Source organism: Lentilitoribacter sp. Alg239-R112, assembly GCF_900537175.1.
In the GTDB taxonomy this organism is placed as follows: Bacteria; Pseudomonadota; Alphaproteobacteria; order Rhizobiales; family Rhizobiaceae; genus Lentilitoribacter.
The window spans coordinates 1,723,207-1,737,407 of the sequence record NZ_LS999833.1 but is presented as its reverse complement, the minus strand read 5'-3'; the positions used below and the strand labels follow the sequence as shown (position 1 = coordinate 1,737,407).

The 14,201-nt window shown below is 43.5% G+C and carries 17 protein-coding genes; 7 read left to right on the top strand and 10 right to left on the bottom strand.

The window, feature by feature from the left end:
• The first annotated feature begins 275 nt into the window (after nucleotides 1-275).
• The 3 genes from G3W54_RS08740 to G3W54_RS08730 are packed head-to-tail and all read left to right on the top strand — an operon-like array spanning nucleotide 276 to nucleotide 1,929.
• Entirely contained in the window at nucleotides 276-776 is a 501-nt protein-coding gene (locus G3W54_RS08740) for a YbjN domain-containing protein (RefSeq protein WP_162652685.1), read from the top strand.
• Nucleotides 776-1,591, top strand: a complete 816-nt coding sequence (gene proC, locus G3W54_RS08735; protein WP_162652684.1) for a pyrroline-5-carboxylate reductase — start codon at nucleotides 776-778, stop codon at nucleotides 1,589-1,591. The genes G3W54_RS08740 and proC overlap by 1 nt, the downstream gene beginning before the upstream one ends.
• Nucleotides 1,588-1,929, top strand: coding sequence for a tRNA-binding protein (locus G3W54_RS08730; protein ID WP_162652683.1), 342 nt, complete (start codon nucleotides 1,588-1,590; stop codon nucleotides 1,927-1,929). Before proC ends, G3W54_RS08730 begins: the two co-directional genes overlap by 4 nt.
• Before the next feature lie 4 nt (nucleotides 1,930-1,933).
• Here G3W54_RS08730 and G3W54_RS08725 read toward each other — a convergent pair whose 3' ends face one another.
• The 3 genes from G3W54_RS08725 to G3W54_RS08715 all read right to left on the bottom strand — a co-directional run bounded on the left by G3W54_RS08725 (nucleotide 1,934) and on the right by G3W54_RS08715 (nucleotide 4,537).
• Nucleotides 1,934-3,316 carry an ATP-binding protein gene (locus G3W54_RS08725; protein ID WP_162652682.1) on the bottom strand — a complete coding sequence of 461 codons (1,383 nt, stop codon included), beginning with the start codon at nucleotides 3,314-3,316 and terminating at the stop codon, nucleotides 1,934-1,936.
• 69 nt (nucleotides 3,317-3,385) lie between these two features.
• A complete protein-coding gene (locus tag G3W54_RS08720; RefSeq protein ID WP_162652681.1) occupies nucleotides 3,386-4,084 on the bottom strand; it encodes a response regulator transcription factor in 699 nt (232 codons plus the stop codon).
• 24 nt (nucleotides 4,085-4,108) lie between these two features.
• Nucleotides 4,109-4,537 carry a MarR family transcriptional regulator gene (locus G3W54_RS08715; protein WP_162653628.1) on the bottom strand — a complete coding sequence of 143 codons (429 nt, stop codon included), beginning with the start codon at nucleotides 4,535-4,537 and terminating at the stop codon, nucleotides 4,109-4,111.
• Nucleotides 4,538-4,730: 193 nt separating this feature from the next.
• Here G3W54_RS08715 and G3W54_RS08710 point away from each other — a divergent pair, with 193 nt between their 5' ends.
• Nucleotides 4,731-5,606 (top strand): branched-chain amino acid aminotransferase, encoded by an 876-nt coding sequence (locus G3W54_RS08710; protein WP_162652680.1) that lies wholly within the window; start codon nucleotides 4,731-4,733, stop codon nucleotides 5,604-5,606.
• 49 nt (nucleotides 5,607-5,655) lie between these two features.
• Here G3W54_RS08710 and G3W54_RS08705 read toward each other — a convergent pair whose 3' ends face one another.
• Nucleotides 5,656-5,934: a hypothetical protein gene (locus tag G3W54_RS08705; protein WP_162652679.1), complete on the bottom strand. Its 279-nt coding sequence runs from the start codon at nucleotides 5,932-5,934 to the stop codon at nucleotides 5,656-5,658.
• A 119-nt stretch (nucleotides 5,935-6,053) separates the two neighbouring features.
• Between G3W54_RS08705 and G3W54_RS08700 the strand changes: the two genes are divergently transcribed.
• Nucleotides 6,054-6,701 carry an MBL fold metallo-hydrolase gene (locus G3W54_RS08700; RefSeq protein WP_162652678.1) on the top strand — a complete coding sequence of 216 codons (648 nt, stop codon included), beginning with the start codon at nucleotides 6,054-6,056 and terminating at the stop codon, nucleotides 6,699-6,701.
• Between the two features lie 7 nt (nucleotides 6,702-6,708).
• On the opposite strand, the gene G3W54_RS08695 is transcribed toward G3W54_RS08700, so the two are convergent.
• The 3 genes from G3W54_RS08695 to G3W54_RS08685 form a co-directional block, all read right to left on the bottom strand.
• On the bottom strand, nucleotides 6,709-7,161 hold the full coding sequence (locus G3W54_RS08695; RefSeq protein ID WP_162652677.1) for a BA14K family protein: 453 nt from the start codon (nucleotides 7,159-7,161) through the stop codon (nucleotides 6,709-6,711).
• Nucleotides 7,162-7,251: 90 nt separating this feature from the next.
• The gene (locus G3W54_RS08690; protein WP_162652676.1) at nucleotides 7,252-8,139 is read right to left on the bottom strand and encodes a DMT family transporter; all 888 of its coding nucleotides are present in this window, start codon (nucleotides 8,137-8,139) and stop codon (nucleotides 7,252-7,254) included.
• 360 nt (nucleotides 8,140-8,499) lie between these two features.
• A complete protein-coding gene (locus tag G3W54_RS08685; RefSeq protein ID WP_162652675.1) occupies nucleotides 8,500-8,694 on the bottom strand; it encodes a hypothetical protein in 195 nt (64 codons plus the stop codon).
• Nucleotides 8,695-8,907: 213 nt separating this feature from the next.
• Between G3W54_RS08685 and G3W54_RS08680 the strand changes: the two genes are divergently transcribed.
• On the top strand, nucleotides 8,908-10,110 hold the full coding sequence (locus G3W54_RS08680; RefSeq protein ID WP_162652674.1) for a pyridoxal phosphate-dependent aminotransferase: 1,203 nt from the start codon (nucleotides 8,908-8,910) through the stop codon (nucleotides 10,108-10,110).
• 379 nt (nucleotides 10,111-10,489) lie between these two features.
• Here G3W54_RS08680 and G3W54_RS08675 read toward each other — a convergent pair whose 3' ends face one another.
• Both G3W54_RS08675 and trxB read right to left on the bottom strand, forming a co-directional pair.
• Nucleotides 10,490-11,386 carry a LysR family transcriptional regulator gene (locus G3W54_RS08675; protein WP_162652673.1) on the bottom strand — a complete coding sequence of 299 codons (897 nt, stop codon included), beginning with the start codon at nucleotides 11,384-11,386 and terminating at the stop codon, nucleotides 10,490-10,492.
• Nucleotides 11,387-11,482: 96 nt separating this feature from the next.
• Nucleotides 11,483-12,427: a thioredoxin-disulfide reductase gene (trxB, locus tag G3W54_RS08670; protein WP_162652672.1), complete on the bottom strand. Its 945-nt coding sequence runs from the start codon at nucleotides 12,425-12,427 to the stop codon at nucleotides 11,483-11,485.
• 231 nt (nucleotides 12,428-12,658) lie between these two features.
• Between trxB and G3W54_RS08665 the strand changes: the two genes are divergently transcribed.
• Nucleotides 12,659-13,393 (top strand): hypothetical protein, encoded by a 735-nt coding sequence (locus G3W54_RS08665; protein ID WP_197742809.1) that lies wholly within the window; start codon nucleotides 12,659-12,661, stop codon nucleotides 13,391-13,393.
• Here the strand turns inward: G3W54_RS08665 and G3W54_RS08660 are convergent, their stop codons facing one another.
• On the bottom strand, nucleotides 13,394-14,200 hold the full coding sequence (locus tag G3W54_RS08660) for a glycosyltransferase family 25 protein (RefSeq protein ID WP_162652671.1): 807 nt from the start codon (nucleotides 14,198-14,200) through the stop codon (nucleotides 13,394-13,396).
• Nucleotide 14,201 lies beyond the last annotated feature (1 nt).

Sequence of the window (14,201 nt, the reverse complement as noted above, 5' to 3'; positions counted from 1 at the left end):
CATACCGGCAAAAAACCCTTATTCCAGAGTCGGTTATCAGCCCTTGTGGAATCTAATTCACAACCCTCAAAAATTCTATCACCAGAAAAATCAATGTAAGGGGATGGCATCGTGAATCCGCTCTTATACACTGATTCATATGGATGATTCGGAATGCTGTTCGGTAAGCTTCACAAATGTTTACTGGTTCAGAATTCAAATGAACATGATGAGAATTAGTTGAATTTATAGTCCTTGCAGGTTTTGAAGGGCTTTAGAAAGTACGGGGTATTGGCATGGAGCTGGTCGAAATAGATATCGAACGTCATTCAAATCCGGTCGACATGATCGAATTTGTAGCTGCCAATAATGATTGGTCGTTTGAACGTTCAGGCGATGATGAAATAGCCATGATTGTCGAAGGTGACTGGGCGAATTATCAGGTTTCATTCTCTTGGATGGAAGACCTGGAAGCTGTTCATTTGGCTTGCGCATTTGACTTTAATGTCCCCGAACATCGTTCAGATGAGTTGCTAAAGTTGCTATCTCTAATCAATGGGCAAATTCTAATGGGCCACTTTGATATTTGGGCAAAAGATGGCGTTGTAATTTTTCGTCAGTCGCTTCTACTTTCGGGTGGTGCCGAACCTACGAACCAGCAAGTTGAAGTTTTGCTTTCGGGTGCTGTGGAAGCGTGTGAATCTTATTTTCAAGCATTTCAGTTCGTTGTGTGGTCTGGGATGGCGCCGAGACAAGCTTTGGATCTCGTGATGTTTGAGACGCAAGGGCAAGCCTAATGTCGCCAGATAGACCACTTGTTCTTGTTGGCGCAGGTAATATGGGTGGCGCTATTTTGCGAGGATGGGTTAAGAGCGATATAGATCCTGCCACTATCTATGTGTCAGACCCAGGATTGTCGTCAGAGCTTCAGCAATATCTCGATAAGCATTCTATCCGGCACGGCGCTGCAATGCCTGACGATATGATCGCTTCTATTTTGATGGTCGCTATAAAACCCCAGATGATGGAGAATGTTCTTCCAAACTTTGTTTCCGGTGTGGATGATGATACGTTGATCGTAAGTATTGCCGCAGGTACGACTATTTCCAAAATGAAATTATTTCTGCCATCCGGAAAAATCGTCAGGGCAATGCCAAATACACCGGCAATGGTTGGGCGCGGCATCACAGGAATTGCAGCGGAAGATGGTGTTTCTACGAATTCACGTGAAGAAATTACAAAGTTACTTGAAGTTTGTGGCCCGGTTGTCTGGCTAGACAATGAAGAGCAAATTGATGCGGTGACAGCGGTATCAGGTAGCGGTCCTGCATACGTCTTTTTGCTCGCAGAATGTATGGCAGAAGCTGGTTGTAAGGCTGGCTTGGATCATGAAATTGCAATGCAATTGGCGCGTGAGACCGTGTCTGGCGCTGGTGAGTTGATGCGTCAATCAGAAGATGCCGCAAATGTTTTGCGCGAAAATGTGACCTCACCTGGCGGAACAACGGCAGCTGCATTATCTGTATTGATGGCAAATGAAGGTATGCAGAAGTTGTTTGATGCTGCGATTGCAGCTGCGAAATTAAGATCTGAGGAACTTGCTAAACAATGAGTAACGAAATTTCATGGTCTGATTTTGAAAAAGTAGATATTCGTATCGGGACGGTGATTGAAGCCACGCCGTTTCCTGAAGCACGCAAACCTGCCATCAAGATGAAAATCGATTTTGGCGATGAAATCGGCATAAAGAAAACATCTGCACAAATCACCGTTCATTATAGTCCAGAGCAACTTGTTGGTCGGCAGGTGTTGGGTGTGGTGAACTTTCCGCCACGTCAGATTGGGCCCTTCATGTCAGAAGTACTGACACTTGGTTTTGCAGATGATAGCGGTGCCATTGTGCTAGCCAATACGGATAAACCTGTTCCAAATGGCGAGCGGTTATTATAGTCAGCTAGACAGGCAGTCGTAGTGTTGCTTTTAAGCCGCCTAATTGGCTGTTTGCTAATAATATATCACCGCCATGTCCCCGTGCAATGTCTCGCGCAATCGATAGACCAAGACCAGTGCCTTGTTCATCCTGGTTTCGTGCCTCATCCAATCTGAAAAAGGGGCGGAACACATCTTCACGCGCTTCCTCCGGAATACCAGGACCATCATCATCAAACGTGGCGACTAGCCAATTGTCATCACAGTGAATTGAAACTTCGATATGTTTTCCGTAACGACAGGCATTTGAGAAGAGGTTGTTGATTACACGACCAAATGCGTTGGGTCGCATTTCCGCCTTCTTAACTCCAGAGAGTTTAATTTTCACATCTCTGCTTAATAGTTGGCCATCGTGTTTTAGTTTTTCGAGTAATTCATTTAGATCAATTTCGCCAACATCCTCTTCAGCCTCGCCTTTGGCAAAAGCAAGATAACCCTCAAGCATAGACTGCATATCATTGACGTCTTGATCTAGGTTCTTAACCTCGGGATCATCACCCAATAGTGCGAGTTGGAGGCGAAATCTTGTTAGAATAGTTCGCAAGTCATGGCTGACACCCGAAAGCATTGCTGTTCTTTGTTCGATCTGGCGTTCGATACGCTCGCGCATACGAATGAATGCAAGGCCCGCGCGCCGAACCTCATCCGCACCTCGTGGTTTAAAACCTTCGGGCGTTGGTTGGCCTTTACCAAATCTTTCCGCTGCATCGGCAAGCCTTAAGATGGGGCGTATTTGCCCCCGCAGGAATAGAATGGATATCAATAACATCACCAGCGATGTACCGACCATCCATAATAGGAAGATATGCGTATTTGACGCATAGGCCTGACTGCGCCGTGCAAAAATTTGAAGCACTTTCCCGTCGAGTTGAACTCTGATCTCCACCAGATTTGAATTTCCAACCGTATCTATCCAAAAGGGAAGCTGGACTTGCTTGGTTATTTCTTCACTTAAAATCTCGTCGAGAATGGAGAAAAAAGGTTTGGGACGTGGCGGAGGAAGGGTGCCTCCTGTTTCAATGGATATATTTAGATCCAGGCGATCACGCGCGATCCGAATGATGCTCTCATAACCTTCATCTTGTGGGTAGGTTTCCAGAATATCTACAATGCCAGCAATATCACGTGTAACAGCAGTCGAGAGACGTTGGGTTACGGTTTGCCAGTGGCGTTCCATAAAAACAAAAGCTATCACCGATTGAAGCAGAACCATAGGAACAATGATGATGAGCAGTGATCTGGCGTAAAGGCCTGTTGGTACGCGTTTACGGAACCAGCGGGTATATTTTCGGATACCTGTTGGGGGATATCTTTCATATTCACGCCTTATGGACTCAACACTTGCCATTTATCTCTCGCCAAAATTATAGACCAAGATAGCTATAACCTGACTTTGGCGTGAGGAAAACAGGCTATTCTATTCAACGCACAATCGATAACCCACGCCGCGCACTGTTTGTAACCAGACCGGTTCTGCAGGATTGGTTTCAATTCGCCGTCTAAGACGATTGATTTGAACATCAATTGTCCTATCGCCAATTGTCTCCCCATCGCCGGAAAGATCTGTTCTCTCAACGGTTTCTCCTGGTTTTTTGGAGAATATTGTCATCAATTCTTTTTCGCGATCTGTAAGGTGTATTGGATCACCTTCCTTTTTCAACTCACGTGTTTCAATAACAAATGTATATGGACCAAACATGATTTGTTGAATTGCCGGTTCATTTGTAGATGTCTGTCTTTTCAGTATCGAGTTGATGCGTAAGACGAGCTCTTTTGGATCAAATGGCTTGCCCAAATAATCGTCTGCGCCTGCCTCAAGTCCTTCAATTCTTGATTCAACTTCTGAAAGTGCTGTGAGCATTAAGATGGGTACATCTTTGATATGGTTGAGAGATTTAGTAAGAGATAATCCACTTTCTCCGGGCATCATGATGTCCACGACAAGAAGATCAAAATCCATTCCGCGTAACTTGCCACGCGCTTGTTCGGCATCTGAGGCCGTTGTTACACGAAAGCCACTCGTGCTGAGATAACGGCGTAGTAGGTCGCGAATTCTTGTATCATCATCCACTACCAGAATATGTTTTGCGCTGTCTTCTATGAGCTCTGCATCCATTGTCGCCACCTCGGTAACTCCCATTTACTTATCGATCATGCCGTTCAGAAATTTCAGGACTGCCTGTCTATCTTCTGGTTTCATATCTTTCAAAGCAAGTGAGATTCGTTTTGATTGTTGCTGCGAGAGGGTTAGAGCAAGTTTTTGTCCATTTTGTGTTACATATAGGTGCCGTTGCCTGCGATCATCAGAATTGGTTTCTTGGCTGATATAACCCGTTTCGATCAACTGCTTTAAAACTTTAGCGAGGCTTTGCTTGGTTATTTGCAGAATTTCAAGCAGTTCGGCAACGGTTAGTCCGGGTTTGCGATGTACAAAATGGATGACCCTATGATGGGCACGGCCAAATTTGAATTGTTTTAGAAGTATATCAGGATCAGAGACAAAACTTTGATAGGCAAAAAACAAACCTTCAATTACTTCATAATCTATTTTAAGGTCCTGATCGGGCATATCAGACATCAGCGGACTCCGGATGCGTTTAAATATGTCAGCCTTATTGACACAATTTTGCATGATTGTTAATCTCAACTCAGCAATTGAGACTGTTTTTTGTGCTAAATCTCAGAATATGTCTTAGGAAATGAAATTATCCGGTCCAATTTGGATCGGATTTATATTATGGCTACGTGCCGGAGAGAATGTCATGGCTTCCAAATCGTTTGATCAACTTGATGGCGAAATTTGGTATAATGGTGAATTTGTTGATTGGCGGGATGCGAAAGTGCATGTGCTGACACATGGTCTTCACTATGCGAGTTCCGTCTTTGAAGGTGAGCGCGCATATGGTGGTGAGATTTTTAAACTTCGCCAACATACGGACCGTTTGATTAAATCAGCTGAGTATCTTGGTTTTGAAATCCCTTACACGGCTGACGAGATCGATGAGGCTTGCATTGCGACATTGAAACGCCAGGGTTTAACTGATGCATATATCCGCCCAATTGCATGGCGTGGCTCTGAAATGATGGGTATTTCAGCCCAATCTAACAAAATTAATTTGGCGATCGCTGTTTGGGCATGGCCGAGTTATTTTGACCCGGAAGAACGATTAAAGGGTTTGCGTCTCGGAATGGCCGAATATTGTCGTCCTGACCCGAGAACGATACCAAGTTTTGCGAAAGCTGCGGGCCTTTATATGATCTGCACATTGTCAAAACATAAGGCAGAATCGGAAGGTTATACTGATGCATTGATGCTTGATTGGCGTGGACGTGTTGCGGAAGCAACAGGTGCAAATGTCTTCTTCATCAAAGATGGAGAGATCATAACACCTGATCCTGATTGTTTCTTAAACGGTATTACACGCCAAACGATTATTGATTTGGCAAAAAAGCGTGGCATCAAGGTTACCGAACGCGCCATTCTTCCAGAAGAAATGGAGGGATTCGAAGGTTGTTTCCTAACAGGAACCGCTGCGGAAGTGACACCAGTATCTGAGATTGGGTCTTATAAATTTGTTGTTGGTGACATCATCAAAACTTTGATGGAAGACTACACGAAAGAAGTCACACCTAGCTAAGTAGTGGAAGATTGCTATTCAATCGAAAAGGCGGCATTAGCTGCCTTTTTTATTTTTTGAGCATTCCAAGTATCGCGCCTAGACCACCGGACATAATCGCGCCACCTGCTGCACCGCTGACGGCACTGCCCGCCAAAGCACCCATGGCACTTGTAAGATCTCCGCCTCCAAGCAAGCCGAGAATAAACGTGCCGCCAACACCGCCGATTGCTCCTGCTAAAGTTCGACCAATAGGGCCAAGTGCAGTTTGTTTTAGGATCGAGCTTACCGAATTTCCGGCGATTACACCTGTTACAAATTGTATAATGATAGGTAATAATGATTCCATATTTTTCCCCTATGTACTAATCCCTATTGCTTGTTCATATTGTACATGAATAGTAAGTAAGGCAAAGACGTATTTGCTTCAGGCAATGAAGCATCCATCTCGTAAGATTGAAAGAAATCATGACAAGTCTCCAAGCCATCATTGTTCCCGTTACTCCTTTTCAGCAGAATTGTACTATCTTATTTGATCAAGATCAGAAGAAAGGCGTTGTGATTGACCCTGGTGGAGATGTGTCGGCCATTATCGAAGCTATTGAAAACAAAGGACTGTCTATAACCGAGATCTGGTTAACACATGGTCACATCGATCATGCTGGGGGAGCGGAGGAGCTCAAAGATATTCTCGATGTAGAGATTATTGGGCCACATAAAGATGATGTACCTTTGTTATCAGGATTAGAAGAGCAAGCTAAAATGTTTGGCGTCGACATGGCTGTTAGAAATGTAACGCGGAACCAATGGCTCAATGAAGGTGATAGAGTTTCTTTTGCAGGGCATGAGTTTGAAGTTTATCATTGCCCTGGCCATGCGCCTGGGCATGTGATTTTCTTTAATAGAGCGCAGCAATTTGCGCATGTTGGTGATGTAGTATTTGCTGGATCCATTGGCAGGACCGATCTGCCTGGTGGAAATCATGAGCAACTTTTAAAATCAATAAAGGAAAAATTGTTTCCTCTTGGTGATGGCGTTGGTTTTATATGTGGCCATGGACCTGGCGGTCAAATTGGTCAGGAACGGAAGAGTAATCCATTCCTAACCGGTCTTTAATTTCAGTTTATCTTGCCACACAGAAGTGATCTCGACCATCGTAACCGCGGAAAGTACCTGTACGTGGGTTAAATGAGCGATATCTATTGTCGCAATAATTGTACCATCCTTTTGTCCAAGGCTCATATCCTCCTGTGTGTCGGCTATGTTGATACCTACGCTTTTGTCTATAAGAATGGCGCGGGGCCTGAGGATAATGATTTGCACCAGGATAATGGCGCTGAGGCGTAACTACACGGCGATGTGACTGCTGGTTGTTCACAGAGCCTGCAATAATGGCGCCGGCAGCAAGCCCAAGAATACCCCAAACAATGGCATCATCAGAATTATTATTTCTTTGAACATGTTTATGATGATGATGTTGCACATATATATCGTGTGCTTGTGCAGTTGAAACGGATGTAGCGCTGATGGCTGCAATACTGGCTGCGATAACAAATGAATTGATAAGTTTCTTCATGATTGACACCTTAGTTAATGCATTGCTGCATCTTATTTTTAAACATGGTGTCACATTACAAAATCCAACCTGAATGAAAGATGAACGAATTTAGCTGGTCAATACTTTGCGTTTTATGTGTGGAATAGTTTCCGTTAATATCATGGCTGTGAAAATCAACAGCCCACCTAAATATCCGATTGCCGGAATGCGTTCACCAAGAAGTATCGCGCCAAATAATGCTGCAAACAAGACCTCTGATGACATGAATATGGCTGTTTGAGGGGCGGTTGTATATCTCTGCGCAACTGCCTGAATTGTAAATGCCAGGGCACTTGAAAAAATCCCTGCATAGAGAATTTCGGGCAAAGCTGGGAGCAGGGATGTCATTTCGGTGGTTTCAAACCCAAGCCCAGAGATGCTTCCCAGTATGGCAATTGTTGCAAATTGCATAAAGCTGAAGGTCAGTGGACGGGCATATTTGATTACGTATCTTGTAATCAATATTACCTGCAATGCATTTCCAACAGCGCACATGATTGTGAGTATATCTCCTTTTGTGAGTGCGGATAAATGCCCTCCGGAGAGCAGGAAAATACCGGAGAATGTTAAAACAACACTGGGCCATATAATATAGTGGGGAATCTCTCTAAAGATGAGTAATGCTAGAATTGGAACAATAACTACATAAAGACCGGTCAGAACCCCTGAATTGGTAACAGTGGTGGTTAAAAGTCCAACCTGTTGCAATGCCATAGCTGCAAAAAGCACTGCACCGATTATAATGAATTGCAGGTAGGCTATTACAGGAAGTTTTCGTGTCGCGCGTTTACTTTCATAAATTGCGAGCGGAAGTAATACGATACTTGCAATTACAAATCGCGCACCAACGAATGTGTATGGTCCGATATCATCCATTGCGGTGGATTGCGCAATAAAGCCCATGCCCCATACGGCACCTGCAAGCAAGAGAAGAAGGTTTGCATTACGACGTGTCATTGAGAAGGCTTTCCAAAAATGAGATGTTAGTTCGCAAGAATAATCCAGTCGAAATATTCTTCTCTTTAATTTTTTCTAGGTAGATGCTTCACTTGCAAAGTTTGACGCATAAACTAGTCCTTGCTCTACTAAACCAAAATGCAAGAAGCAATTGGCTACCAGCGAATATTCGATAAATAATGTAAAGTGATGAACTGGATTATAGGTGCAAGGACAGGAGAAGTAAGCTTATATGACTCATTTTGAACCCAATATTATCGGTCAGTTTTGCCAGCTCTTACCAATATTATGGCTTTGGTTTGCTGGTTGGTTTGCCTAATCTGGCAAAGCGATTTGTGTCGTAGGGATTAATCGTCCAGATCAGCTCAAACCAATGTCTGATGATGCCTGTGCAAAATTATTAGGGTAATTAATCTCGTTCACGCCCTGATAATCTGTTTTCCCAATGCTCATAAGGAGAGCCATGGCGATAAGAAAAAATGCCGATAAAGCGATTGTTTTTCGAGCTTGATGTTTTGGTTGTGTCCGGCGACTAGATTTAACAAACTGATCCATTATTCCATTCCTTATTTCACCTTCCTTTTCTTGCAAAACAAAGACAGCAATTCGACGTAAATGTGGTTTTTGCGTGTTGTTTGGTGGTCTTTTCGTGGCATGGGATAATCAATGGCCATTTTCCAATAATTTTCACAGCAAATTGGATTTTGAACTTGCATGAATTTTCACGGTGCGACATACCTCCTTCGTAACTTTAATATGGAGCTAAAAATGGCCTTTCTTGCTGATGCCCTCTCTAGAGTAAAACCTTCTGCGACCATAGCTGTGGCGCAAAAAGCACGCGAACTAAAAGCTGCTGGACGCGATGTTATCGGTCTTGGCGCTGGTGAACCTGATTTCGATACGCCTGAAAATATTAAGAATGCGGCTAAAGATGCAATCGACCGAGGCGAGACGAAATATACGCCAGTCTCCGGTATACCTGAACTTCGCAAGGCGATTTCCGAGAAATTCAAGCGAGAAAATGGTCTCAACTATGAGCCTAATCAAGTTATCGTTGGCACGGGCGGTAAGCAGATATTGTTTAACGCATTTATGGCGACTTTAAATGAGGGCGATGAGGTTGTTATTCCAGCACCCTATTGGGTTAGCTATCCTGAAATGGTGGCGATTTGTGGTGGTACACCTGTTCCCATTGAAACAAAAATAGAAAATCAATTTAAGTTAACAGCTGATGCGCTGGAAGCGGCGATAACACCTAAAACTAAGTGGCTGATTTTTAACTCGCCAAGTAACCCATCAGGTGGTGCTTATTCACATGATGAGTTGAAGGCGTTGACGGATGTTCTTGTTCGTCATCCGCAGGTCTGGATCCTGACGGATGATATGTATGAACATCTTGTTTATGATGATTTCGAATTTGTAACGCCTGCGCAAGTTGAGCCTTCGCTATATGAACGAACATTGACCATGAACGGTGTATCAAAAGCCTATGCTATGACGGGCTGGCGCATCGGTTATGCAGGTGGTCCGCTTGAGTTGGTGAAAGCGATGGATATGATCCAGGGTCAACAGACATCAGGTGCGTGTTCTATCGCGCAATGGGCTGCTGTTGAAGCATTAAATGGCCCTCAGGATTTCATTGAGAAGAATAAAGCTATCTTCAAAGGTCGCCGAGATCTTGTTGTATCGATGCTTAATCAAGCAAATGGAATTAATTGTCCGAGCCCTGAGGGTGCATTTTATGTTTATCCTTCATGCGCGGAATTGATTGGCAAGAAAACACCAAGTGGAAAGATTATTGAAACTGACGAAGATTTTGTGACTGAATTGTTGGAAGCTGAAGGTGTAGCCGTTGTTCATGGTTCTGCATTCGGCCTTGGTCCAAACTTTAGAATTTCATATGCAACATCAGATGAACTATTGGAAGAAGCCTGTAAACGTATTCAACGTTTTTGCGGTTCTTTGACTTAGTAGCAATATCTAAATTTCAAATAACGCGCGGCGCATTCAATGTGTTGCGCGTTTTTGTTGCCTAAATTAATGCCATTGATCGCCGTTTAAAGAAGCTGACGCCTTATCTCTAGGCAAAAAAAAGCCGTAGCATGCGCCACGGCTTATAAAATTGAAGGTTTGAACCTTCGGAGGGAACAGCTCATGCGATGGATTGGGAGGAAACCATCTTTATGCATTCGCTGACTGTGATATGAGGCTTTCTTAACAAAATATCAATAAGTAGAATTGCATACCTGTCATGCATCTGACGCATAACTGTGCAGTAACTTGCATAAAATCTAATCTTTTGAGTGATTTATATCACCTTGTGTACGATTTTTTTTCCACAAAACCATGCTTAGAATTCCCATTTTCTTGCCTTGGCAACCAGAAAATCACGGAAGACTTGGAGTTTTGCTACATTTTTCATCTCTTCTGCATAGCAAAAATAGGTATCAAAGGATGGAATATCGGCATTGATTTGAAGCTGTACCAAACCATCTGATTTGCTAACCATATAGTCGGGTAAAAGAGATAATCCTATCCCATGCATGCAGGCTCTGCGGACAGCTGGCAGGCTATTGATTTGAAGTTGGGGAATTCTCGGATTATCAGCGCTGCGCCCAATTGATTCCAGCCAATTCATTTCAAGCAAGTAATGTGGTGCGGGTTCACCAAACGTAATAATTCTATGGTTGTCTAAATCTTCCAGTGATTTTAACTCGCCATATTTATTGAGGTAATGAGGAGAGGCGTAGATGTGAAAATGCACGGTAAAGAGTTTGCGCTGGATAAGGTCGGATTCTTGAGGCTGGCGAAGTCTAATGGCGCAGTCAGCCTTGCGCATGCCTACATTTATCTCATCATTATCGAGCAATAATTGCAGTTGGATATCTTCATAAACAGATAGGAATTCATGAATGTTCCCTGTTAGCCAGCCTTGCCCCAAACCCACTGTTGTTGTGACACGCAGACTGCCGCTTGGTCTGTCGTTGGTTTCTTTAAGGCGCATACGTGCTGTTTCAAGTTGATGCAGCACATCATCGGCGGTTCGAAATAATAACTCGCCTTGTTCGGTCAGAATCAATCCACGGGCATGCCTATGAAAAAGTTTAGAACCTACCTCATATTCGAGGGCGCTCACCTGACGACTAATTGCGGATTGAGATAAATGAAGTTTATCTGCGGCATGGGTAAATGAACCAGCTTCTGCTGCGGCATGAAAAATCCGCAATTTATCCCAATCTAACGACATATCCGCTAGCTCCTCCCGATTCCGACGAATTCAATATCTTCTGCTAGCATAAACAAGGAATTAAAAACATCAATGTAAACAAGGAGGAGAGTTTACTTAACCCAAGAAACGTTCTGCTTCTAATGCTGCCATACATCCCATGCCAGCAGCTGTAACTGCTTGTCGATAGATATCGTCCGTCACATCGCCGGCAGCAAATACACCTTCGACATCCGTTGCGGTTGAATCTGGTGCAGTCCAGAGATATTTGTTTGGCTTTTGCTTTAACTTGCCTTCAAATAGAGAAACCGCAGGGGCATGCCCAATGGCAATGAAAATTCCATCTATTTCTATAGAGCTATCTTCATTTGTTTTTCGGTTGTGCAAATTCACACCAGTTACTGATGGAGGCAAAGGTGCTTTGGATGTATCGCCTGTGATTTCAGAAACTTCAGTATCCCAAATGATTTCAACATTGTCTTTTGCAAATAGACGTTCTTGCAATATCTTTTCGGCGCGAAACTCATCTCTGCGGTGAATAACTGTAACTTTATTGGCAAGGTTGGAGAGGTAAAGCGCTTCTTCAACAGCCGTATTTCCCCCGCCAACAACGGCGACATGTTTATTGCGATAGAAAAAGCCATCACAGGTCGCGCAAGCAGATACACCGCCACCCATAAAGGTTTGCTCAGATGGAAGCCCCAGCCATTTAGCTTGCGCACCTGTCGCAATGATAAGGGCATCTGCGGTGAAACTATTGCCCGAGTCTGTTGAAACTTTGAAAGGTCTTTCACTGACGTCTACGTCTGTAACTGTGTCAATTATGATCTCTGAGCCAACATTTTTGGCTTGTTGCAACATCTGGTCCATCATCCAAGGGCCTTGTACGGCATCTGCATAGCCGGGATAGTTCTCGACCTCGGAGGTAATCATCAATTGACCACCTTGTTCAAGGCCTGTGATCATGACAGGCTTTAACATGGCGCGCGCTGCGTAAATTGCAGCTGTGTAGCCTGCAGGGCCTGATCCAATAATTAACACAGGGACGTGACGGTCAGACATTGGGTTTCCTTCGAAAATAAGAATGATTTATGCTTGTGATACTTAGTGACTGCCGGGTCTTTGTTTCAAGGGGGTGATCTTGCTTACTCACAGTTCATCATGGTTTTGGCGATCAAACTATCGAGAGAATGATGTGTTGCGCATATTTTAAGTGCATTTACGGTGATCGTGATTTACAAAGTTTTCTGTGGTTTGAATGTTTAGACTTCCCATCTATGAGGGTCCAAAGATATGGCACGTCGACAAAAGACGCGATTTGAAAAATTTTTTTCAATTAATCAGCATAGGAAACGCTTGGGCGCAGTAAGAAGTACATCCGACAATGTCGATCTAATGATGTTAAAGAAGCAAGTTATTGATGAGGGTGAACCAGAACAAACATATGGTTCGGATAAATCCTTGGAAGCGCATTTAAAGAACCTTCGTCTCGAGTTTTCCGGGCAGTCAGAACTTTTATTCTACCATGCCAAATTAATTGTGCTTCTAAGGCGTGAATTTCAAATCCAGAAGACATACGCATCTTATGTAGAGCTTTGGCAGCAGGAAGGTGCTTTTTTGATTAATGAGCTAAATTTGCGATGGCTTGTATCGGCTTGCGAAACATTTGCAGATCATGATGAAGATTCAACGGTACAGGCTGTAGCTATACAAGGTTCATTGCTTGCCAATATTGTAAAGGTTTATGAGACCGAACGTACGCTTAGTAATGCGAAAAACCTGATGTATGATGAGGCGAAGATTTCTCAATTGCACGATAATTTAATGCCGTTATTTGGAGGTATGTCGTGTTTTGCTGTTGGTACCGATGATACTTTGCGAAATTTGCGCTGGCGGTTAAATAAAATGTTTAAAACGCCAATAGTAGGCCGAATCTTGGAAGAGATCTTTTTAAGATTACAGGACGAAGATACCGCGTTTAAGCGGTTGCGGGAGGCTCACCATCGCGATCGAACAAGTTGGTGGTGATTAGCCTTTATATTTTGCAAGATAGTCAAAATCATCTTTGACAATTTCAAGATATTTCTTCTCAGAGCTGAAATAGTTGAAGACCATCGGCTGTGCTAAATGCAATTGTTCTAGGAAACGCCGGAAACGGAACTTGAAGTATTCAGAGCGGCCGCTTGGCTTGTCGCGCGGGTGAATTTCATCGGTCGCAATGGATGATCGTGTTTCCAATGGGTTTGAAATTCCATAATTCTCACATTTGTCCGATTGTAATGCTAACGCCGGGTTCATCTGGTAAGCATGAAGTTCAAAGCTTGTCCAGAGCATCGCATCAGCGATGCCGGCCTTCCTATTCGTTTTTTCTATCATTTTCTGTGCCCCGCTTGGCCACAAAAGGTATGCAGCAGCACCATCTCTATTCAAAAGTAGTTGGTACAAACCCGATAATTGTTCAGGGCTCTTTTTCAATAACACTCGTCTATGTCTGGTTTCAAGATTAAGTATATCTATTCCGGTAAGGTTTTTGATGGCGCGTAAGAGTTGAGGCGTTTTGATTGATAAAAACGCATCATCCTCCAAGACTAACATTGGTTCATTGGCTTTTACTATCTTATTCCAACAGTTCCAATGGCTGATAAGGCATGCTTTCTCTGTATCTTTGAGTGGTCGAACGCCTGTCATCCAATATTCTTCGGACCGAAGTGTTGGTGCTTTACTTGCTGTCTCTGCATCCGAAAACTCAAATTCAATGCCTAACTCTTTAAGTTGGTATAGCTGGAACTTTCTGCGTTCTGGAGCCGTTTTGAGATTTATTACGAGCGCTTTCATT